This window comes from Actinoplanes sp. NBC_00393, from assembly GCF_036053395.1.
Taxonomy (GTDB): Bacteria; Actinomycetota; Actinomycetes; order Mycobacteriales; family Micromonosporaceae; genus Actinoplanes.
Genome location: NZ_CP107942.1, coordinates 4059247 through 4081208 on the forward strand (window position 1 = coordinate 4059247; position 21962 = coordinate 4081208).

Annotated in this window: 18 protein-coding genes; 6 read left to right on the forward strand and 12 right to left on the reverse strand. The window is 72.7% G+C overall.

All coding sequences use genetic code 11. From position 1 onward, the window contains the following. The first annotated feature begins 44 nt into the window (after positions 1-44). A complete protein-coding gene (locus OHA21_RS19130; RefSeq protein WP_328475425.1) occupies positions 45-647 on the forward strand; it encodes a hypothetical protein in 603 nt (200 codons plus the stop codon). On the opposite strand, the gene OHA21_RS19135 is transcribed toward OHA21_RS19130, so the two are convergent. From OHA21_RS19135 to OHA21_RS19185, 11 genes are all read right to left on the reverse strand, one after another. Further along, complete coding sequence (locus OHA21_RS19135; RefSeq protein WP_328475426.1) at positions 640-2322, reverse strand: hypothetical protein; 1683 nt, start codon at positions 2320-2322, stop codon at positions 640-642. The two genes, OHA21_RS19130 and OHA21_RS19135, sit on opposite strands and share 8 nt — an antisense overlap. Further along, positions 2319-3392: a hypothetical protein gene (locus OHA21_RS19140; protein ID WP_328475427.1), complete on the reverse strand. Its 1074-nt coding sequence runs from the start codon at positions 3390-3392 to the stop codon at positions 2319-2321. The genes OHA21_RS19135 and OHA21_RS19140 overlap by 4 nt, the downstream gene beginning before the upstream one ends. After that, complete coding sequence (locus OHA21_RS19145) at positions 3392-4375, reverse strand: hypothetical protein (protein ID WP_328475428.1); 984 nt, start codon at positions 4373-4375, stop codon at positions 3392-3394. Before OHA21_RS19145 ends, OHA21_RS19140 begins: the two co-directional genes overlap by 1 nt. Then, positions 4372-6564, reverse strand: a complete 2193-nt coding sequence (locus tag OHA21_RS19150) for a hypothetical protein (RefSeq protein ID WP_328475429.1) — start codon at positions 6562-6564, stop codon at positions 4372-4374. The genes OHA21_RS19145 and OHA21_RS19150 overlap by 4 nt, the downstream gene beginning before the upstream one ends. A 7-nt stretch (positions 6565-6571) precedes the next feature. Further along, positions 6572-9709 (reverse strand): tubulin-like doman-containing protein, encoded by a 3138-nt coding sequence (locus OHA21_RS19155; protein WP_328475430.1) that lies wholly within the window; start codon positions 9707-9709, stop codon positions 6572-6574. A gap of 22 nt (positions 9710-9731) precedes the next feature. Then, positions 9732-12089, reverse strand: a complete 2358-nt coding sequence (locus tag OHA21_RS19160; protein ID WP_328475431.1) for a VWA domain-containing protein — start codon at positions 12087-12089, stop codon at positions 9732-9734. Positions 12090-12230: 141 nt separating this feature from the next. Beyond that, positions 12231-12734 (reverse strand): hypothetical protein, encoded by a 504-nt coding sequence (locus OHA21_RS19165; protein WP_328475432.1) that lies wholly within the window; start codon positions 12732-12734, stop codon positions 12231-12233. Then, positions 12731-13627: a hypothetical protein gene (locus tag OHA21_RS19170; protein ID WP_328475433.1), complete on the reverse strand. Its 897-nt coding sequence runs from the start codon at positions 13625-13627 to the stop codon at positions 12731-12733. Before OHA21_RS19170 ends, OHA21_RS19165 begins: the two co-directional genes overlap by 4 nt. A gap of 2 nt (positions 13628-13629) precedes the next feature. Next, positions 13630-15744, reverse strand: a complete 2115-nt coding sequence (locus OHA21_RS19175) for a hypothetical protein (protein ID WP_328475434.1) — start codon at positions 15742-15744, stop codon at positions 13630-13632. Further along, complete coding sequence (locus OHA21_RS19180; RefSeq protein ID WP_328475435.1) at positions 15731-16444, reverse strand: hypothetical protein; 714 nt, start codon at positions 16442-16444, stop codon at positions 15731-15733. The genes OHA21_RS19175 and OHA21_RS19180 overlap by 14 nt, the downstream gene beginning before the upstream one ends. Positions 16445-16606: 162 nt before the next feature. Continuing rightward, the gene (locus OHA21_RS19185) at positions 16607-17128 is read right to left on the reverse strand and encodes a Pycsar system effector family protein (RefSeq protein ID WP_328475436.1); all 522 of its coding nucleotides are present in this window, start codon (positions 17126-17128) and stop codon (positions 16607-16609) included. A 43-nt stretch (positions 17129-17171) separates the two neighbouring features. On the opposite strand from OHA21_RS19185, the gene OHA21_RS19190 reads away from it, so the two are divergent. From OHA21_RS19190 to OHA21_RS19205, 4 genes are read left to right on the forward strand one after another with little or no spacing between them, the layout of a single operon-like run. Then, positions 17172-17882, forward strand: a complete 711-nt coding sequence (locus tag OHA21_RS19190; protein ID WP_328475437.1) for a Crp/Fnr family transcriptional regulator — start codon at positions 17172-17174, stop codon at positions 17880-17882. A gap of 27 nt (positions 17883-17909) precedes the next feature. After that, on the forward strand, positions 17910-18917 hold the full coding sequence (locus OHA21_RS19195; protein ID WP_328475438.1) for an enoyl-CoA hydratase/isomerase family protein: 1008 nt from the start codon (positions 17910-17912) through the stop codon (positions 18915-18917). A gap of 45 nt (positions 18918-18962) precedes the next feature. Beyond that, the gene (locus OHA21_RS19200; RefSeq protein WP_328475439.1) at positions 18963-19463 is read left to right on the forward strand and encodes a SigE family RNA polymerase sigma factor; all 501 of its coding nucleotides are present in this window, start codon (positions 18963-18965) and stop codon (positions 19461-19463) included. Beyond that, positions 19444-20091, forward strand: a complete 648-nt coding sequence (locus OHA21_RS19205) for a LytR C-terminal domain-containing protein (protein ID WP_328475440.1) — start codon at positions 19444-19446, stop codon at positions 20089-20091. Before OHA21_RS19200 ends, OHA21_RS19205 begins: the two co-directional genes overlap by 20 nt. A 62-nt stretch (positions 20092-20153) precedes the next feature. Here the strand turns inward: OHA21_RS19205 and OHA21_RS19210 are convergent, their stop codons facing one another. After that, complete coding sequence (locus OHA21_RS19210) at positions 20154-21125, reverse strand: MSCRAMM family protein (protein WP_328475441.1); 972 nt, start codon at positions 21123-21125, stop codon at positions 20154-20156. Positions 21126-21340: 215 nt separating this feature from the next. Between OHA21_RS19210 and OHA21_RS19215 the strand changes: the two genes are divergently transcribed. After that, positions 21341-21961, forward strand: a complete 621-nt coding sequence (locus OHA21_RS19215; RefSeq protein ID WP_328475442.1) for a TetR/AcrR family transcriptional regulator — start codon at positions 21341-21343, stop codon at positions 21959-21961. Position 21962 lies beyond the last annotated feature (1 nt).

Here is a 21962-nt window from a genome sequence, read left to right on the forward strand (position 1 = left end):
CACGCTCGACATCTCCCAGCCGCTCGGGAATGGACAGAGGGACGATGTCAACGAAGATCACCGAAGATCTGGCGCGGACGACGATCGCGGGCTGGTATCTCCGGCTCGCCGACCACACCGGCACACAGCGCAACCACTGGCAGACGAAGATCATGTACTACCAGGCCGTCAGCGAGCTCCTCGCCGCCCGCCCGGATCGCCCGCTGACCTGGAAGACGATCGTCGGTGCGGCCCGGCCGCGGGGCTGCCGCAGCACCTTCTACGAGATGGCCGGCCAGCGCGCCCGGCACGGCATGATCGGCGAGCTGATCGCCGACGGCAGCGTCGTCTCCTTCGAGATCGCCCTGCGGTACCGGCGGACCAGCCCGGTCGGGCAGCTGATCGACGAAACAAAGATCTGGGCATTCTGGCCATACCGCCAACAGTTCGCCGAGCACGCGGCCGAGCCGGGCCTCGACGCGGTCCCCGCCGACCTGCGCGACGCCCTGCTCGCCTGGGCCACACGCTATCCGGCGCTGGCGGCCGCGAACGCGTACCGGCCGCCGGCCTGCGCGGTGGAGGACCTGACCGTGCTGCACCGGGGACGGCTCGCCGCGACCCGCGCGGAGAGCCGCCTCACCGAGGTACTGCGCGGCGCACTCACCTGACCGGATGCTCCAGCCCCCAGTCCGCCGCGCGCACCTGCGGCCCGGCGGCTTCGAGCACGGTGGCGGCCTGTCCCTTCGGCACGACGTAGGCCACAAGGTCGGCGTACTGGTCCGGGGGCAGGTCGGCGCGGCTCGGGCAGAACCAGAAGCCTTCGGTGGCGAACACGCACGGCCCCTGCGGGACCAGCCGGCCGCCGGCGACCTTGGCGAACGCGACCACCGTGGCCTGATTCGGGTTCACCTCACCGATGCTGGCGAAACCACCGGCGATCCGCGCGGCCGGTGGGGCCTGCGGCGCGCCGGCGGCCGCGGCGGGACCCTGTTCGGAACGGCCCAGCAGCAGTCCGCTCAGGAACGCCACCCCGAGCACCGCGGCCACCGCGACCAGCGCGGCCACCGGCAGGTACCGGGCGCGCTGCTGGGCGCGCAGCCGCCGCACGATGCGGGCGCCCGGGTCGGATCGCCGGCCGCGGGCGTCGGCGGCCCACCGCTTGTACGCCGCCTTGCCGACCGATCCGCCGGCCTTGCCGATCATCAGCGCCAGCTGCTCGGAGCGGCCGTCGCGCACCGCCGCGATGGCGTGCGCCTGCACCCGGGAGTCGGCGAGATCCTCGAGGTCCGGCCCGTACACCGCGGTCAGCAGCCGGTGCAGCAACTCCTCGCGGAAGTCGACCTCGACCCGTAGCGCGACGTCGTCGAGCGCTGCGGCGTCCAGCGCCGCGCGCACCAGATGGCGGGGCCGGGCCTCCAGGTCGGACAGCACCCGGTCGAAGTGGGGCAGGTCCTCGGCCTGGCGCAGGGCGGCCACCATCTGCCCCTCCAGGGAGACGGGCGACGCGGGTGGGACCGGCGGGGCCGATGGGGCCGTCACCGGGATCGGGCGCGATCGCGTCCCGACGGCAGCGGGCAGCTTTCCGGCCACGAGCTGCTGGCACAACACCTGCGCCGCATCCGTCTGCGAGCCGCCCGCATCGGGGTGCGAGAGGTCCACGACGGTGCGGGCGACCTCCACCCGCTCGTACGGCCGGGCCGGCAGGAACACGATGTGCGGGACACTCCCGTCGTGCTGGATCTCGTACGTCGAGAAGCTGAACTCGGGCAGCCCGGTCCGGGTCTTCTCGGCGATCTCCAGCAGCGCCCACAGCATCGTCGTCTTCAAGTGCTCCGGGCAGCCGATCACGCTGATCGGGGCCCGTGGATCGCCCAGCACTCCGGCCACGATCGGCACCAGCGTGGCGGCGCCCGCGGAGACCGCCGGACGGAACTGCTCGTCCGCACGGCGGGCCGCATCAGCGGCCAGCTCCGGTCCGTAGGACTTGAGCGACCCCGACGGCGGTTCGATGAGCCAGCCCGGCGACGCCGACAGGCCGAGCGCGACCCGCGGGGTGAGCAGCCCGGTGGGCCCGACCAGGGCGTGCGAGTTGTTGCGCCCGGCGTTCACCCCGGCGCTCACCCGCCGCAGCACCGCAGCCACCCCGTCGGGCAGCACCAGGTACGACAGCGCGGCCTCCGGAACGTCCTCCTCCCTCATCCGCTGCAACCGCAGATGCGACTTGAGGTGGTAGAAGCAGCGCCGCGCGTCCTCCCCGTCGCCGAACGAGTCGGCCAGCACCGAATGTTTGCCGGTCTGCTGGTTCCAGCCGAAGAACAGCTGGTCGAAACGGCCCTCGGTCACGGCATTCCCACCTTCTGAGCCTCCGGCCCGCCGATCACGCCGGTCATCGCCAGGAGCGCGACCAGCGGCGCCAGGACGTTCGCGGGCCGGACGCCACGGGCGAAACGATGCTGCTGCCCCGCGTCGGCCGGGCTGGCGTCGCCGCCGCTCGCCGACACGAAGTGCAGGGTGCAGCGCTGGAACGCGTCGAACGGGCGCAGTGAGCCGACCGCGCCGCGGCGGTGCAGGAAGGCGTACACGTCACGGCTCTCCGCCCGGATCCGCGCCGCGTCGAGGCCGGCCGCCGGCGCCCGCAGCCACCGCTGCACCGGCGGCACGTACCGCATCCGGTCGGCCTTGGTGACCGCGATCGCCACCGGGACCCGGGTGGCGTTCTCCGGCACCCCCAGCAGTCGCTCGACGGCCAGCTCGAACGACCAGCTCGGGTTCACCGAACCGGTGCTGCCCGGGTCCTCGTCCTCCAGCGCGTGCACGAAGATGACCGCGTCGGCGCCCAGCATGAAGCGCGTGGACCGGTTCATCGCCTCGGTGCTCTCCAGGTCCTCACCGGCCACGTCGAAGAACGTCACCGGCCGGGGCCCGGCCGGGCCGCGGACCAGCAGGATGTCGGCCGCCTCGGTGACACCGCTGTCGGTGCCGCCCAGCGCGGCGCCCCGCTCGAACGGCTGGACGAACTGCTCGTGGAAGTGGTCGTGGCGGCGGAAGTCCAGCGCCGACGTGGTCACCCCGTAGGGCGACAACCCACCCCGGTACGCCTCGCGGATCATGGCGGTGAGCAGGTGCGTCTTGCCCGCCATCGGCGCACCGACGAGGCCGACGGTCAGCGGGTCCGGATAGTCGGCGTAGGTGGCCGGCAGGTAGTGCGGCGCGCCCATGTCACCGGCCGGGTTCGGGCACTGGATGTAGCCGTCGCGCCGGACACCGGCCCGTTTGGCCGGCGACAGCCCGTTCACGTCGATGATGTCGTGCTTGCGGGTGCCCTGGTTGAACACGAGCACCCGGCCGTCCTGCGGCCAGCCGAACTCGTCGGCGCAGACCGGGCAGCGCACCCGGCGCGGTTCCGTGGTCATCACGCCTCCGCCCGCGCGGTGCGCCCACCGTCGCGGCCACCTCGGCCGCCGGCGAACAGGCGCCGCCAGCCGCGGCGGCCGGGCACCGGCTCGGCTTTCGGGGCCGGCGCTCCGGGCGGGGCTCCGCCCTTGCGGCGGCACATCGTCTCGAACATCCGGTAGCCGTCGCCGAAGCCGGCGAGGACGTCCACCGGCCGCACGTCGGGCGCGGTCACGTGCATCCGGCGCAGCAGGTCCGCCGCCGTCGGCCGCTGCTCGACGGGCCGGAAGACCCCGTCCAGGCGTTCGCGCAGGCGTACCGGATCGGCGCTCTGGTCCGCGGGCGCGGCCAGCGCCTGCCGGCCCAGGACCAGCTCCCGGATCAGCACCCCGGCCGACCACACGTCGTCGCGCGGGTCGGCCACACCGGTGCCCTGCAGCCGCTCCGGCGACTGCCGGGGTCCGGTGCCCGCACGCCGCGGTTCGCCGGCGCCCTGCGCCCACTCGAAGTCGACCAGCTGCACGATCGAGCCGTTCCAGCGCAGCACGTCCAGGCTCAGCGCGCCGTGCACCACGCCGGCCGCCCCGATCAGGTGCAGGGCGCGCAGCACGCCGACCTGGAACCGGCGTTTGCCGTCCTGGTCGAGCAGCCGCAGGCCGTCCGCGGCGGGCTGGCCGGCGTACGGGCGCAGCAGCACGAACGGCTCCTCGACGTCCACGTTGTAGCCCGCCAGGACCGGCACCTCACCGGCCCGGCCGCCGAGCACCCGGGTCAGCTGGGCGATCATCCGGATCTCGTTGTCCAACAGGTCGTAGAGGCGCGGATCGCGGCGGCCGGCCTCGGCGGGCACGTACTTGCGCAGGAACGGGACGTCGTTCGGCCCGGTGACGATCTGCTGCACCAGCATCGAGGCGGGCGTGGCGAATCCGTCGCGGGTGGCGAGCCGGACCCGGTGCAGGTTTCCGTGCAGGTCCCGGCAGACCACCTCCTCGTCGTCGATCACTGCGCGCCACCGTCCGCCCAGCCGTACCGCACCGACTCGGGCCGCAACGGCACCAGCCGGATCGCGCCGACGAACTCGCCGCCCTCGGTCCACAGGATCTGCGGGTCCTCGGCGATCCGCTGATCACCCGGGTCGCGCTGGAGCACCTCGGCGAGCCGCCGCGGCGCGAACCGGATCAGGGTCGGCTCGTTCCGGGTGCTCAGGAACCCGAGCTGGTCGGTGGCGCAGAGCTGCGTCATGCGGTCGCCGGTCCGGCCGGCCAGCGCCTGCCGGGCCGCGGGCGTGGCGTCCCAGGCCCGGACCATCAGCGCGTTACGGGTGCCGGTGCCGGAGATCGGGCCGAACGGGCTCATCAGCCCGTTGCGCCCGACATGCTCGCGGTACCGCGAGAGCAGACCGTGGAACTCGCGGACCACCTCGGCGTCCGCGGAACCGTGCGGCGCCCCCGCCGCCGCCCACACCGGGCCGAGCGCGGTACGGCACAGGTCCGCCAGATCGCCCCGGATCACCTGGAACAACTCGGGCAGCGCCACCTCCGGGATCCGTTCCGCGCCGTCCGCCGCCCGGTGCCGCGGCGCGGGCAGCACGGTCTCGCCGGCCTCGTCCAGGCTCCGGCGGATCGCCTCGACGCCACCGGCAGCCGCGTCAGCAACCGCGGACACGGCACGACGCCGGCGCATCGGCTGCCATTCGGTGACGCAGGCCTGCGCGGTGCCCTCGTCCAGCGTGGCCACCGTCGCGCTCAGCTCCGCCAGCGGCATCTCACGCCGCCACCGACGGGCCGCGGTCTGCCAGCCGCGCCATCCGGTCGCGACCGCGACCAGGATCAAGACACCGAAGACCACCATCGCGTACGGGAGAACAGGCGCTTCGGTGAGCAGTTGCCGCAGCAGGTAGCCCCCGGCGACGCCGAGCGCTCCGGCCACGCCGTAGGTGAGCAGCGCCGCCGGCAGCGACGGCCCGAAACCCTGCTCGCCGGACGAGCCGGGACGCCGGGCCAGCAGCAGCCAGCCGGTGCCGGCCCAGGTCAGCGCCAGCAGCAGACCCATCACCGGCCCGTCCGGACCGGGCCCGGCCACCAGCACGCAGGCCAGGCAGCTCAGCAGGATCAGCGGGAGGCTCCACAGACTCAGCGGCCAACGCGGGAAAGCCGGCAGCGTACCGTCCGGGATCGGCACGCGGCCCATCCGCTCGTGCAGCCCACCGACGCCCTGCGGCGCGCTGAACGCCGACGCCGCCTGCAGTTCGTGGACCAGGTCCGGCAGGGTCACCCCGTCGGCCAGCCGCTCGCCGACCAGCTCGCGCAAGCCAGCCACGATCCGCGGGATCCGCGGCGGCCGGGGCTCGGCGACACCGAGGTCGACCACCTCGGCCAGCGGTGGCCGCTGCTCCTCCAGGTGCCGGTCCATGTCGCCGAGCAGCCGGTCCACATCGGCCCGGTACGCCTCGGCGGCCCGCGTCGCCGCCAGCATCGCGGCGCCCGCGGTGGCCGTCGGGCGGTCCGCGCCGAACAGCCGCCAGCAGGCCCCGACAGTGTCGGCCGCCGCGACGACGCGAGCCAGTTTCCGCCGCGCGTCGCGGGCCCGGTCGCTGATCGGCGGTTCCAGCACCGCGCCGGCCGGGTCATAGTCGTCGTCCAGCCGACGGGCCGCCTGCGCCAGGCCCCGCGAGGCCAGGTCGCCCGGGTCGACCAGGGACCGGACGGCGGCCGTGGCCGCGTCGCTCAGCGCCGCGTCGCCCGGCGGGCCGAAGGCCAGCCGCGCGGCCGGACTGCCCACCGCCTGCGGCAGGTCGGCCACGGCGGCCAGCACCCGGTCGAAGATCTCCGGAATCTGCAGGGCGGCGAGCAGATCGTCGAACGGGGTCCCGCCCGGCTGCGGAAAGCTCGGCGCCGAGTGCGGCGCCCAGTCCAGGCCGACCGGGTCACCGGCCCACAGGATCGCGCTGCGCCGCTCACCGTCCGGGCGCAGCGACGTCGGCGCCGCCAGCACCACACCGTCGACCTGGGCCTCCGGCCCGGCGTCACCGACCGCCACACAGATCAGCCCGGTGACCGTCGGATGACCCATCAGATCCTGGTAGACGTCGTTGTGTTTGAGCAGCGTCTCGGCCCGGTCCAGGACCACGATCCGGCCGTCCGGCCGCTCCGGTGGCTCGGTGAACCGGTCCCGCAGGACGACCAGGGTCACCGTCATCTCACTGCCCCAGCCCGTACGCGGCCTCGACCTGCTCGCGCAGATCCAGCAGGTTGCGGGTGGAGGTGCCGACCGGCATGCTCAGCGCCGCCGGCATCGTCTCCAGCCAGAACTCGCGGATCACGCCGAGCTGCGGGTCACGGCTGAGCACCCGGGTCTGCTCGGCCTCCTTGAGCTTCTTGGTCTCGGTGTCGATGAGGTCGACGAGGGTGGCGAACAGCTGATGCGGACGCTGCGGCGCGGTGCCGGCGTCGAACGGGCTGTAGGACGTCAGCTTGGCCGCGAGGTCGCGCCGTCCACTGTCGTCGTCGTTGAGGATCCACTGCTCGTACGCCTGCAGCATGCTCGGCCACGAGGAGAGGGCGCCGAGCGCGGACAGGTCCAGGGTCATCGTCGCGGCCTGCCGGGCGCCGACGTGGATCTCGATCCGCTCGGGGCTGCCCATCTCGCCGGCCCTGACGTCGATCCGCCCGTCCCAGGCCAGGCAGAGCAGGTGGTGCAGCACGTAACCGCGGTCCTCCCGGGCCATCAGGCGGTAGCCGCTGTCCGGCCGCAGCCGGCGCCGCCAGGTCAGGTAGTCGTGCGGGCGGGGCATGCGCTGCGCCTCGGTGAACTGTTTGACGACCCGGCGCACCTCGGGCACCTCGGTGACGCCCATCGAGCCGCGCAGCAACACGACCATCATGGAGTCGCCGCGGATCGCCCGGAACTCCGGCTCGGCCTGCATGTCGGCCGGCAGCCGCACGTTCTGCCGCAGGTAGCGCTCGATGTCGGTGCTGGCCTGCGCGGCCGGGTAGATGAACAGCGTCTTGACCGGCGCCCGCCCGTCCGGGGCGAACCCGCCGGGCACCAGCTCGGCGAGCTTCTGCCGGAACCGGCTCAGATCGTCGTCGGTCACCGACCGGACCCGGCTCCCGGCGGCGCTGGCGAGCAGATCCTCCATCTTCGGGATCAGCGCCGGACGGTCCCCGCCCGGCGGCCGCAGCTGCTCGGTCACCACCTGCTTGATGCGCTGGCGCACGTAGCCGACCGCGGCCAGCGGATCGCTGCGGCCCTGTTCGTACGCCTCGAGCCAGCCGTCCGGGCCGAGGATCGCGTTGAGCAGGTGACCCTCGGTGGCGTTGGGTGCCAGCAGCTGGGCGTACTCCTGCTTCATCCGCTCGAACACCGTGCGGTAGAAGCCCTCCAGGCCGCGGTTCTCCGCGGGCAGCAGGTACGCGACACCGACGCAGGCCTTGTACAGGTCCTTGCTGCGCGCGTCGAACTGCTGCCGGTCCTCCACGGCGTGCGCGAGGAACTGTTCGTGCACCGCGTTCAGCTCGTCGACGAAACCCTGCCAGGGACGCTCCCACTGGCGGCGGCTGTTGTTCCAGGCGGCGTTGTAGAGCCGCCGGGTCTGCCAGTTGTACCAGGTGTCCTGCTTGCGGATGACCTGCTGCACGGCCGGATCGGCGATCCGCAGCCGCTGGGTGACCTTGCGGCGCAGGTTCTCCGGCAACGGCGGGGAGGCCGCACTGAGCCCGCTCGGCCCCACCGGCGGCGACGCCCAGGTCTCCAGCATCGATCGGAACCCGCCGCGCTCCAGCGAATCGGTCATCTCCGGATGCCCGAACAGCACCCGCCGGGCCCGGAACAGATCCATCTCGCGCAGCAGCACCTTCGTGGCGGTGACCGGCTGGATCTTCTGGGCCATCTCGGCGATCGGCCCGGCCAAGCTGTCCTGGCCGCGTTCGATGTTGGCTGCCATCGCGTTGGCCCGGTCGGTGAGCGTGGCCAGCACCGCCTGGTAGCCGACCGGATTCTGGTGCGGTGGGATCCGGGTCGGCTTGGCCTCCAGGATGGTGTCCAGCCCGGCGGCCGCGATGAAGTTGCGGATGTACGCCTTGTTGCTCTCCGCGGCGCCCGGCGGTTTGAGCAGCTCGTCGACGGCGTTGGCCAGCAGATGACCGGCGACGATGTCGGTGATCTCCAGCAACGGTGTGGTCAGGGCGGCCACCGCGCTGGTGGTCACGCTACGCCGGCCGACACCGGTGTCCGACATCTGGTTGCGCTGGCTCGCGGAGTTGATGAAGACGTCCGCGAAGGTCGGATGGCTGGAGTTCATGCCGGGCGTGCTCTGCGCGTTCGGCGGCTCGGCGCTGATCAGCGAGTCCATCAGCGACACCATCGAGCGGTGCAGGTCGTCGCGGTGCACCCCGCCGACCGGGCGGCCGAACAGGAACGCCGTCTGGATCATGCCGGGCGGCAGTTGCACGTCCTCCGCACCCGGGTAGCGCACCGAGACCGTACGGTGTGCGCTGCCGACCTTGAAGGTGTCCGCGGAGCCCTGCGCGTTCTGGTCGTCGATCAGCCGGAAGAGTTCGATCAGCGCGGAACCGGCGTTCAGCTCGGCCGGCCGCCCGCCGCCCTGCACCTCGTCGAACGCCGACGGCATCAGCACCAGCGGGTAGATCTCCGCCTGCCGGCCGCCGCGCACCATCATCTCGCCGATCAGGTGCAGGTAGTCGTAGAAGATGCCGCTGCCGGTGCCGCCGGCCACCGAGAAGACGACGAACACCAGGATGGTGTCGAGCTGCTGGGCGCTGCCGCTGAGCACGGACAGGTCACCGGCGGACTGGTTGATGTCGGCCAGGGCCTCGCGCAGTCCGGCCATCGCGGTGTCCCGGTTGCGGCGCAACGTCTCGAACAGCACCGCCCGCCCGACCGTCGGCAGCTGACCGGCGCCGTGCGTCAGCGGACCGACCCGCGGATCGGTCTCCCGCGCCGGCAGCCAGCCGATCGTGTCGTCGTCCAGGTTGATACGCAGGCTCTGCGCCACCTCGGCGGAGTTCGCCAAACCGGCCGGCACCAGGTCGGTGATCAGCCGCATCGTCTTCTGGGCGGCCTGCTCGTGCTCGCGGCCGGGCACCACCTCGCGGCGCACCCGCTGCAGCTCGGCCGCGCTCAGGTCGGCGTAGACGAACTGGGTGCAGGACGGCAGCTGGTACGGCAGCAGGTTCCGGTCCCGCATCAGGGTCTGCAGCGCGGTCCCGTCCGGGCCGCACAGTCCCTCACGCAGGCGCTTCTCCAGTTCGGCGCCGACCTTGCAGCCGGTGCCGCCGAGACCGAGGAACAACATCGGCTGGTGGATCTTCTTCATGGGTGGTCCTCCGGTCGACGGGTCAGCGGAAGGGGTTGTTGAGGTCCTCGAAGCCGCTGCCGCCGGCGGGCGAGGCGTCAGCCGGCGCGGATCCGTTCCCGAACGGCGTGGTGGGCGCACCGAACGGATCGGAGGCGTACGGGTCCTGCGGCGGCGGGTACGACTCGGGCTCGCTCTCGCTGCGCGGGCCCGGAATCGGGACGGACGCCGGGGAGCCGACGAACGGGGAATCGAAGGCCTGCGGCACCGACTCGTCGGTGTCGCCGCCGTCGGTGACCACGACGCTGAGCTGGTCGCGGACCGGCTTGGACACGCCCAGGCCGAGCGGACCGCGTGGCTTGCCGGGCGCGGCGAACACGATGCCGGAGCCCGCCCGCCGCACCTCGTACGCCTCCGCGTCCCGTGCCTCGGCCGGCTGCAGACTCGGCCCGCTGAAGTCCTCGTGCACCGTGAACCGCAGCGCCCGGCGGTTGCCGTCGGGCGCCGGCAGTTCGTCGCGCAGCGTGCCGGCGGCGAACAGCCGCACCGTCAGGCCCTGCACCTTCAGGGCCTCGTTGCGCGCCCGCCACCGGACCGCGAGCACCGCCAGGCCGATCACCAGCAGCACGGCCGCGCCCAGCAGCCACCAGCGGTTGCGGTACGGCCACGACGGCACCGGCGTGATCTCGGCGGCGAACAGCCGCTCGGCGATCACGACCGAGGGGTCGTCGTCCCGCACCAGCCGCAGCGTGGCCGAAATGGTGTCCTCCGCCGTGTCCGCGCCGACCCGCAGGGTGAACGGCATCTGGCTGTCACCGGCGGCGGCCTCCAGCAGCGGCGGGTCCACGGTGAGCACCGTGCCCGGCGACGGGTCGGCGACGATGAGCCGCAGCCGGACCGGCGCACCGGAGTCGTTGCTCACAGCGACCTGCCCGGTGATCTCCGAGCCCGGGTGGCCGGCCGCCCGGTTGACGTCGAACCGGATCGAGCCCTGCACCGCGTTGCCGCCGGCCTGGACCGTCGTGTTCAGCACCCGGGTGTCACCGCCGATGCCGATGCCGGTGACCTGCCCGGTGAAGGCGAGATCGCCGGTCGCGGCGGCGGGCACCGTCACCTTCCCGGTGAACGTGCCGTCGCCGTCGCCGTCGGCCAGCGCGATCCGGCCGGGTTCGAAGCCGGCGCCGGCCATCGACGCGCTGAAGTTCAGGCCGCTCAGCGCCGCCCGGTCGGTGATCGCCCGCTTGCGGGCCCAGACCTGCATCTCGACGTCGACCTGCTGGCCCGGCTCGGGCTGCGGCGGGTTGACGGTCAGGTAGGTGCGCACCGCCGCCTGGTAGACCACGGTGGCCATCACCTCGTCGGCGGGCACGTCGGCCGAGGAGAGCCGGATCGTCCACTCGCCGGGCACCGGGTCGGAGATCTTGACGGTCTCCAGGTCGGTGGACTGTCCGGCGAACTCGAAGTTCGTCCCGCCGGCCTCCGGCGCCGGTTTGGTCGCGCCGGGCGCCCAGTACTCGACCTGGACCCGCTCGTCCCGCTTGTAGACCAGGATCGAGGCTTCGCTGGCGATCGCCGGGATCGTCCCGCGCAGTTCCGCGCTGCCGTTGCGGGGCAGTTTCACGGGCGGGATCGGTTCGTACTTCACGCACGCCGCCGAGCTGAACGCCTCGGCGACCGCCGCGGTCAGTTTCGACGAGTCGGAGACCACCCGCTCGCGCGGATCCCCGGCCGCCGGGGTGCAGCTGCGGCCGCGGGCGAAACCCTGCAGGGCGGCCACGTCGACCGAGCCGAAGCCGAGCGGCCACACCTGCGCCTTCTTCTGGGCCAGCTCGTCGAGGGTCCGGGTCGCGTCGGCCCGGGCAGCGTCGTTGCGGCGTTCCGCGGTGTCGCCGTACGAGGAACTGTTCGAGACGTCGAGCCGGCCGTCGGTGAGCAGGAAGACGATCTTCTTGTGGCCGGCGTCGCCGGCCTCGACGACGGACAGCGCCTGCTGCAGCGCGGCGGCGTGGTCGGTGTCGTCGCCCTCGTCGCTGGTACGCCGGTGCAGCTTGGACACGCAGCCGGCGAGCAAGTTGCGGGCCTGCTCGCCGTCCAGGACGGTCGGCTTGCAGACCACGTTGACGGCGCTCTGGCCGGGGCCGTTGGAGCTGCCGAACCCGACGACCGAGACCTCGGAACGCGGGGCGAGCACGCTGAACGCGATGGTGCGCGCGGCCTCCCGCTCGCGTTTCACGTCGTCGTCGCTGAGGCTTCCGGACTCGTCGACCAGCACCACGACCTGCATCGGGGGCAGGGTCGGCGGATCCTCGCGGGCCGCGGCCGGTCCGGGCCCCGCGGCGACGGCCAGTGGGCCGCCCAGGACCACCAGTGCCACAGTCGCGAGCAGTCTCGTGGTACGCATCGGACGCCTCCCTTCAAACAACTACGAAACGTCATGAACTTCGCATGATTCGAAGCCGGGCAGAATCGCGTCAACGGATCGGCCTGGCTGCTGTTACGCGGCCGGCGGCGGACGAATGGATGCCCTCGTCCGGGTGAACGCCTACGGCTGCCCGCCGCTGACCTGCTGCGTTCCCCACCCGGAGAGCGGGCGGCTGCACCCGGTCGCGCCGTCCGGGCAGTGCTGGTGGTTCCAGATCACGATCCACACTCCACAGAGCAGGACCAGTAGCCAGACCTTCGCCTTGGACAGGACTCCGGCGACCGCGGTCATCGCCTTGCGGATACCCGCCGACAGCCCCACCGCGGTGGACGCGACCATGTCACCGAGGTTGTAGACGGCCGCCGGTGGCTGGTTGCCGCGCCGGCGGTAGCCGTCGGCCACCACCATCTCGCCGAGCAGCAGGAACGCGCCCGCCCCGGCGATCACCCCGGTCAGCACGGCGGTGGCGAACCTGGTCAGCGGCGCGGCAGCCCGGTGCACCAGCAGCACGAAGCCGACGATCACGGTGGCCAGGAACACCGGCACGAACAGGTACTTCGCGGCGTTCTCGGAAACCATGCCGAGCAACTGGTAGACCCAGCCGGCGAGCTTGTCCAGGATCATGCCGGCCCGGCCCCGTCGTCATCGTCGCCGGCGGACAGGGCCGGCTTGGCCGTACCGGAGCCGAGGATGTTGCGGAAGCCCTCGACCGCGGCCGCCACCGCGCCGTCAAGCTCGCCGAGCCGGATCTCCTCGCCGTCGATCAGCACCTTGATCGCCTCGATCGCGCGCTGCTTGTCCCGGTCGGCCATGGCCTGCATCTGCGTGACGATCTCCATGCCCCGGCCCGGGTCCTCCTTCAGGACGAAGGCGTACAACGCCTCCGGGCCGCCCTGGACGACCTCGTGCATCCGCTTGCGCTTGAGGGCCTCCAGCTCGTCCGCGTGCCGGGCCTTCAGCATCGCCAGCTCGTGGTCGTCCTCGGCCGAGTGCAGCTCCTCGAAGGTGGCCCGCTTCGCCTCGGGCATCAGCAGCTGCGCGTGCGCCGCCTCGATGCCGATGCCCCGGCCCTGCAACGGCAGCAGGCGCCGGCCGATCCGGTTCACCACGTCCGCCTCCGCCTCGTCGGGCCGGTTGTACCGGTGCCGGCGGGTGATCATCGGCAGGTTCTGCTCCAGATAGGTGCGGCACTCCGCCTCCGGATCCTCGACCTGCTCGTGGACCACCTGGACCGGATCGGTGACCCGCCAGATGAACCGCACGGTCGCCTCGAAGAACAGCGAGTCGCCCTGGGCCGGCAGCTTGCAGTCGAACACGCCGCCGTGCGGGCGGTTGTCCACCACGTACGCCAGCTTCGGGCCCTTCCACCAGGTCTCCCCGGTGGTGTACGGCGGCTGTGGCGCGACCAGCTGGTTGTCCGGCATCTGGAAGACCAGGATCGTGCCCGGCATCGCGATCGGCCGCCGCGCGAACGGCATCCGCTTGAGCTCCATCGTGGTGAGAATCGGACCGACCATGATCAGAGCCCCTTCGTGAGAGCGTCCAGGAGGTTTCGTGCCGTGTCCGGAGAGGACGGTTTGGCGGTGCGCAGGTTCTCGGCGTGGTTCATCAGCAGATCCGCCTGCCGCTGAGTCGTCGGCACCGCGGCGAACAGCTCGACGAAGGCGCGCCGGATCCCCTCGTCGCGCTCGGCGGCCAGTGCCCAGGCACGCATCACCACGCGTACGCCGTTGTCGGCGCCGCGGGCGATCAGCGCCGCACCCCACAGCTGCGCGACCAGCGCCGCCATCGCGGTGTCCCGATCCGCGAGCCACAAAGTCAGCGGCCACGCCGGGCCGTCGCCCTCCCGGACCCACTGCGACCAGGAGGCTTGCAGGAAGGCGAGCACCCCGGCCGCCTGCCGGCCGCGCCGCAGTTCACCCGCCCACTCGTGCAGCAGAGTCAGCAGGGCCAGCTGCCTCTCCGGCTCGGCGGCGGCGAGCAGCTCGCCGATGCTGGCGCCGATCGCGGTGGCCAGCCGGCCGTCCGCCCCGACGGCCAGCTGGGCCAGCAGCGCGTCCGGGCCCGGGTCGAGCACCGCGCCGACGCTGTCGCCGAGGGCCCGCACCGCCGCCGTACGCTGCGCCGGCGCCTCCCGTTTCGCCCAGTCGGCGACCAGCCGCATAGTCCGCGCCGCTGTCCCGGCCGTGCGGGCCGGCATCGCTAGGGCGGCCACCGCCAGTTCCCGCTGATCGCCCCGGCCGCTGCCCACCCACGGCACGATCACGTCGCGCCGGACGGTGTCGAAGGCGAAGGTGGCCAGGAAACCGACCGCGCCGGCCGCCCGGATGCCGACCGGGATCTCCACGTCGTCGGCGACCTCGCGCAGCCAGTCCAGCAGCAGATCCCGGTCGTAGTCGTGCTCGTGCCAGTAGTGCCGCAGCAGGCGTTCCGGGTAACGGGGATCCCAGAACGAGGCGATCTCGAGGGTGGCGGCACCGAAACGCGTACCCCGGACCTCGTGGGTGAGGCGGGCGCGCGCCGCCTTCATCCGCTCGCGGCGCGGCTCGCGGCGCCGCGTGGTTCCCGGCGCCGGGGCCGGCTCCTGCGCCCGCCAGCGCTGTTCGAGCAGCCGGGCGGCGCGCGACACCGCGTCGAACGACATGCCGTTGAGCACCGCCAGCGCGAGCACCAGCGCCCTGCGGTCCGGCGCGGCCAGCTCGTCGCTGTCGAACCACTGCTCGACGGCCTGCGCCGCCCGTGCCTGGAACCTCTCGACGGCGTCCGCGAGTGTCACCCGGCCGCGCGTGGTCTCGGCCAGGTCGGCGGCCAGCTCGACCAGGCGGTGCACGTCGAACGTGCCGGCGGTCATCGCCCTCAGCTCGTCCGCGATACCGGCCTGGTCCAGCAACTCGACGCCCTGTTCGCGGGAGGTGAGGCGGTCGTCGAGATGGCGCAGGGTCAGCTCGTACGCGTCCGGCGGCTCGCCCAGCGCCCGCCACACCGGCCGGGCGCCGTGCTCGGCGGCGTGCTGCGCGTCGGTGACCACCACCAGCCGCGACCCGGCGGCCTGCAGGCGTTCCTCCAGGTCGGCCAGGTTCTGCGGATTCAGCGCGACCAGCACCCCGGGTTCGCTCGCCTCCAGCACGAAACCGGAGCCGGGCGGCAGCTTGTCCACCGGCAGGTCGGCCAGCGCGCCGGCGAACCGCAGCTCGTAGATGGTCTTGGCGCCGTCCAGCAGCCGGGTCGCGGTGGCGGTGTTGCCCCAGCGCGGCCGGGTGCCGAGCAGCACGAAACCGTTGCGGCTCACCGGCTCCCCCAGCGCGGCGAAACCGGCCGGCTCCACGTAGACCCGGTGCAGCTCGGTGACCGTACGCTCGGTGATCACCTTGAGGATCGGGCGGTCCACGTCGTCGATCACGGCGAGGCTGTCCCCGCCGATCACGGTGCCGATCTGCACGGTGGCGCCGACCACGCTCACCCCGGAGGTGCGGCTGCCGTACATCGACAGGGCGTCGTCGAGGGCGCGGCTGCGTTCCCCGCCGGCCGCGGCGTCGTCGTGGTTGTCCCCGCCGGTCTGCTCGTCGAAGTGCGACCGGGTGGACGGCTTCGGAGTCGTCTCCTCGGCGGGCGGGCGGTCCTCAGTATCGGACATCGTCGCCGCCGATCACCGTACCGATGCTGGTGTTGCCCTGGCTCTGGATGTTGACCGTGCTGGATCTCGACGTCTCGCCGGTGGGCCGGGGCCTCTTGGCCGGCTCGTTCTTCGGCACCGGAATCGCCGCCGGCAGGTACGCCCAGCCGCAGGAATCGGTCTCCTTGACGCGGATCGGGATGCGCCGGAACCAGGCCGGATCCAGCGAGGTGCCGCCGGTGATGACGTCCCGGTGGAAGGAGTCGGTGAGCAGCACCACCATGTCCGCGTCCGGATGGTCGTCGAGCAGCTCACGGCCGGCCGGCGCGTCGAGCAGCCGGGCGCAGTCCTTCAGCGGCACGCCCGTGTACGAACCGCCGTCCTCGCCGAACAGCAGGCCCATGTGCAGCGCCACGCGCAGCCGCAACCGGTTCGCCGTGCTGCTCGCCAGCCGGTGCCGGCGCAGCTCGATACCGAGCCGGCTGAGGAACGGATCGATGAGGGCGTGCGGCGCCGCCACGGTCGCCGGCAGCAGGAAGCGGAAGCCGTCCCCGTCATCGAGGACGGTCAGCGCGCCGGCGTCGATCTGCTGGGCGGACAGCGTACCGATGAGGATCTTCCGCAGGTCGGCGCGCATGCGCAGCAGCAGATCGTCGTTGCGGCTGCTCGACTTCGCCACGTCGGTGGCGAGAATGGTGTGGAACAGAGGATCTTGGGACACGCTGTGCTCCCGTCCGCCCGGAGCTTGATCTCCGGCACGGACCAATTCTCGGAACGGGAGCTCACGGAGCGTATCGGTCCGAGGTGCACATCGGACCGAAATGATCGTTCCGGACCAGCGATGATCGGCCTAACCGTTCCGGGTACGCCCGAACAGCGGCCCTCACCAGCCGGTCAGGCCGATCGTCGCGGTGGCCGCCATGAGGCCGAGCGCCACCAGCAGGGTGATGATCGCGACGTTGGTGGCCCGGTACTTGCGGGTGGCCACATTGGCGTTCGACAGGACCTGGCCGGAGAGCGCGGCGAGCATCGCGGGCCGGTCAGCCAGAAGCACCGAGAACTCCCGGCCGAACGCCTCGGCGTCGTGACCGAACCGGTGTGCGATGGCGCTGTAGAACAGCAGGTTCTGGCCGGTCTCCCGCCGGAACAACCGGGGCCGCAGGGCGAGACCGGCGGCGGTCGCGGCGGTCACGATCGCGACCGCGGTGACCGACGCCAGGACCGCGAACAGCACGCCACCGGTCTTGTTCTGCGAGACCAGGCTGTAGAGCAGACCGCCGAGCACGCCGCACGACGCCAGGGTCGCGGCCGCCTTCGTCTCCGCGTGCTTGACCAGATCGAACTGGAGTTGCAGGGCTCGCCAGGCGTCATCGGTCGCCGGAGGCGGCGGTTTGCGCGTCGCCAATGGACTCCTCGGTCGAAGATGCTTCCCGGGCATGATGGTAGCCATGGGGTCGAGAATCCCGTGGCCGTCATCCGATTGGGCGCCCGGCACCTTCCTGGGTGGCCTCACCCCGTCCGCCGCCGCTGATCTGCTCAGCCGGTGCGCCCGGCGCCGCTACCCGACCGGGCAGGCCATCCTCCGCGAGGGCGCCCAAGGATCGCACGTCGTGGTGCTGGAGAGCGGCTTCGTCAAGGTGACCACCGCGGTCGAGGGTCAGGAGACCCTGCTCGGCATCCGGCTGCCCGGCGAACTGCTCGGCGAGATCGGCGCCCTGACCGGCAGCCCGCGCAGCGCGACCGTGACCGCCTGCGGCACCGTGCACGTGGGTGTCCTCGCCCGGGCCGGGTTCGAGGACTTCCTGAGCTGCCACCCCGGGGCCTCCACGCTGGTGATGGCCACCATCGCCGGCCAGTTGAGCTGGGCCAACCGCCGGCGCAGCGACTTCGCCGCCTTCCCCGCGCACGTCCGCCTGGCCCGCCTGCTGGTGGAGATCGCCCAGGTCTGCGGCCGGCCCCGCGCCGACGACAGCATCGAGATCGCCGTCCCGCTGAGTCAGCCGGAGCTGGCCGCCATGATCGCGATCGCGCGGGCCACGGTGCAGAAGGCCCTGCACGAGCTGCGCGCTCGCAAGCTGATCAGCACCGCCTACCGCCGGATCGTCATCCTCGACCCCCGGGGCCTGGCCGCCCTCACCGACCCGGATGATCAGAGGTGACCGCCGGATCGTCGAAGGGACCGCCGCATGAGCGTCGTCATCACCCAGGTCACCGGGCATCTCGGGCACCTGGTGCTGAACCGGCCGGCCGCCATCAACGCGCTCACCCCGGAGATGGTCGCGATCATGCGGCAGGCGCTGGCCGAGTGGGCGACCTCCCCTCAGGTACGGACCGTGCTGATCAGCGGGGCCGGTGAGCGCGGCCTGTGCGCGGGCGGCGACATCCGGGCCATTCACGCGGACGCGGTCTCCGGCGGCACCGGGACACTGGACTTCTGGGCTGATGAGTACCGGTTGAACGCGAGCATCGCGGCGTACCCCAAACCGGTCGTCGCCCTGATGGACGGCCTGGTGATGGGCGGCGGCATCGGCATCTCCGCGCACGCGCCGGTGCGGGTGGTGACCGAACGGTCCCGGCTGGCCATGCCCGAGGTCGGCATCGGCATGCATCCGGACGTCGGCGGATCCTGGCTGCTCTCGCACGCCCCCGGCGAGCTGGGCACCCACCTGGCGCTGACCGGGTCGCCGGTCGGCGCCGCGGACGGCATCGCCGCCGGGCTGGCCGACCACTACGTGCCGGCTGCGCTTCTGCCGGCGCTGACCGACCGCCTGGCCACCCTCCCGGCCGAGGAGGCGGTCGCCGCTGTCGCCGAGACCGCGCCGCCGGGCGAGTTCGCCACGGCGCGGGCCTGGATCGACGAGTGCTACACCGGCGACTCGGTCAGCGCCATCATCGACCGCCTGGCCCGGCACGCCGAGCCCGGCGCGCAGGCCGCCGCCAAGGAGATCGCCACCCGCTCGCCCACCGCGTTGACCATCACCCTGCGATCGGTACGCACCGCGGCCGCCCTGCCCGACCTGAACGCCGCCCTCGAACAGGAGTACCGCCTGTCGGCGGCGATGCTGCGGCTGCCCGACCTGGCCGAAGGCATCCGGGCCCAGATCATCGACAAGGACCGCCGCCCCCGCTGGAACCCGGCCACCCTCGCCGACGTGCCCGCCGGCCTGATCGACGCCTGCTTCGCGAAATCCTGACGCCGACCATGCAACCGGGCACCGTCCTGCGGTGTGTGTAGAGGTATGACCGAGGACTTCGATTCGTTCTACTCGGCCACGGCACGGCGGGTGTTGCTGCACGTGTACGCCGTCTGCGGTGATCTGGGCGATGCCCAGGACATCACCCAGGAGGCGTACGCGCGCGCCTGGCAACGGTGGTCGAAGGTCTCCGCCTACGACGACCCGGAGCAGTGGGTGCGTACCGTGGCGTGGCGGCTGGCCGCCAACCGGTGGCGTGGCTTTCGCCGCTGGATGTCGGCGCGGTCCCGTCTCGGCCGTCCGGACGTCGTGGCCAGCCCGTCACCGGACCGGGTCGCCGTCCTCGCCGCCCTGCAGGAGCTGCCGGACGCGCAGCGGCGCACCGTGGTGGCGCACTACCTGCTGGACATGTCGGTGGACGAGATCGCCGCCAGTACCGGCACCCCCGCCGGGACGGTCAAGGCCCGGCTCTCGCGGGCGCGCACCGCCCTCGCCACCCTGCTCGACGACTCTCCGGAGGTGCCCGATGTCGCAGTCCGTTCGTGAGGCGATCCTCGATCTGCAGGCCGACGTCGAGCAGGTGCGCCTGGCACCGGCCGAGGCCGTCCGGCGCCGCGGACAGCAGCGCCGCCGTCGCCGGTACGCGTTCGCCGGCACGTCGCTGGCCCTCGTGGCGGGCGTGGCCGGCTTCGCGCTGACCATCGCAACGCCCGGCAGCGTGCCCTCGGCCACTACGGACGCCGCGACCGGAGGTGACCCGCACTGCGGCACCGTGCCGGTGAACCTGGAGATGCCGGACGGACCGGAGACCGTCGCGCTCCGCATCTTCAACGGCACCACCCAGGCCGGCGTGGACGAACAGGTGACGCAGAGCCTGCGCGAGCGCTCCTTCGCTCAAGCTCGCAGCGCGGGCACCGCTGCCGCCGTGCCCGGCCCCGAGATCGCCGTTCTTCGGTACGGGCCCCGCGCGGTCGGTCCGGCCGGGCTCCTGGCGGCGTACTTCCCCGGGCCGGTCGCCGAACAGTTCGACCCGGCTCGCGAGGACAGCGCCGTCGACGTGATCGTCGGTCCCGGATTCCGCCGGCTGGCGGCGAGCACCGAGGTCAACCAGGCCCTGGTGCAGGCCGGCCCGGCGACCGTGCCCGAGCAGTGCCTGCCCCGCACCGGCAACTAGACGGCCGCCGCGCCGCCGCCGGACCCGAAGCGGCCGGCGGCGGCGGGTGCAGGCTCGATCCGTCAGATCGTCAGGTCGAGCGTGCGGACACCGGAGGCCGGCACCCGTACCCGCGCCCCGTTCTGCCACGAGCCGGACCGGCTCTCCTCGCCGACCCGCACATACCAACTGATCCGGACCTGCTGCGGGCCGGCGAGCCGCATCTCGTACGCCGGATCTCCGGCCTCGGTGGAGTCCGCCACGCCGATCGGGTCGCCGGTCGTCGCGTTCACCGCGGTGATCCGCCAGAAATCGGCCTCCGCGCCGTCGCGCAAAGTCACCGCGCCACGCAGCACGCTGCCCCGTGTCAGCGTGTTGTCGTACCGGGTGTCCTGGCCCGCCTCGACCTGGATCTTCTCGGCCCGGAACCGGTTGCCCACGCCACCCGACCACTGCCGCGCCAGGTCGCCGGTGGTGAAGGAGAGCGGCCACGCGTACGGCCCGAGGTGGTCGAGTGTGTACCGGCCCTGTACATCGGCGTCCACCGAGCCCCGTGACGGGCCCACCCCGAAGTCCCAGGCGGTGATTGCGACGTTCGCCCAGCGCGTCGGCGCGCCGTCAGGGTCGCGCACCACGCCGCTGATCGAGCCGGGCGGGTTGAGCCGTACGGTCGGCGCCTGGACCGTCCGGCCGGCCCGAACCCGGATTTTGGCCGCTTCCTGCTGGTCGCCGGTGCCGCCGCGAGGACCGGCCCACTGGTAGCCGTAGCCCTCCGGCGTGAAGACGAAGATCTGGTAGGTGCCGGCCGGAACCGCGCTGATGGTGACCCGGCCCTGCTCGTCGGAGTCGTCCCCGCAGTGGTCCGGCAGGCCGCCCCGCCCCGGGACCACCAGCGCGATGCACGCCCCGGCGACCGGCTGACCGGTGGCGCTGTCGACGACGGTCGCGCTGACCCGCCCTCCCGGCCCCGCCTGCGCCGGCGCGGCGATGCCCGCGCAGGCCAGCGAGGCGGCCGCGAGGACGGCGCCCGCGCGTACCGAAGATCGATGTTTCATGTTTCCCCCGTTTTGGTGATCGTCGCCGCTCCCCGAACGGCGAACGTTGCCGTCGAGTGTTGGACGCCGATCCGCGGCGACGGCGGAGTTCGGACGAATTCGGACGCCGGAGAACTGTTGGCTTCACGTCACCGACCTCGAACGCATCGAGGGTGGGCGATGCGGTCGGCCAGGTGCGCGCCCACCTGGGCTGAGTCCGGCATACGATGCGTGCTGTGGCGACCCGCAAATACGACCAGGTGGTTCGCGCGGAAGCCGCCCAGGAGACGCGGCGGCGCATTCTCGAGGCGGTCGGGCAGCGCCTGCGCGAAGTGCCGACCGAGCAGCCGAGCCTCGACCAGGTGGCCCGGCTGGCGAAGGTGTCCCGCTCGACCATCTACGCGGATTTCGGCTCGCGGGCCGGTCTGTTCGACGCCTTCGTGGTCGACCTCTGGGAGCGCACCGGCCTCGGTGAGCTCAGCCGGGCCGTCGCGTCGGACGACGCCCGGCAGCGCCTGCGGGAGAGTATCGCCGCCGCGAGCCGGATGAAGGCGCAGGACCTCGCGATCTACCGGGTGCTGCACGCCATGGACCGTCTCGATCCCGAGTCGGCCGGCGGCGCAGTGCAGCACATGGAGAAGGACCGGCGGGCGGGTGTGGAGGACCTCGCCGCACACCTGGGAGAGCAGGGTGTGCTGCGCGAGGACCTCACCGTCGAGCAGGCCGCCGACGCGCTGTGGGTGCTGACCAGCTTCGAGAGCCTCGACCTGCTGGTCACCGGCCGGGGTCTCACGGTCGACGAGGCGATCGGGACGCTGACGACGACGGCCGAGCGCAGCATCTGCCGCCCGGCCTGAA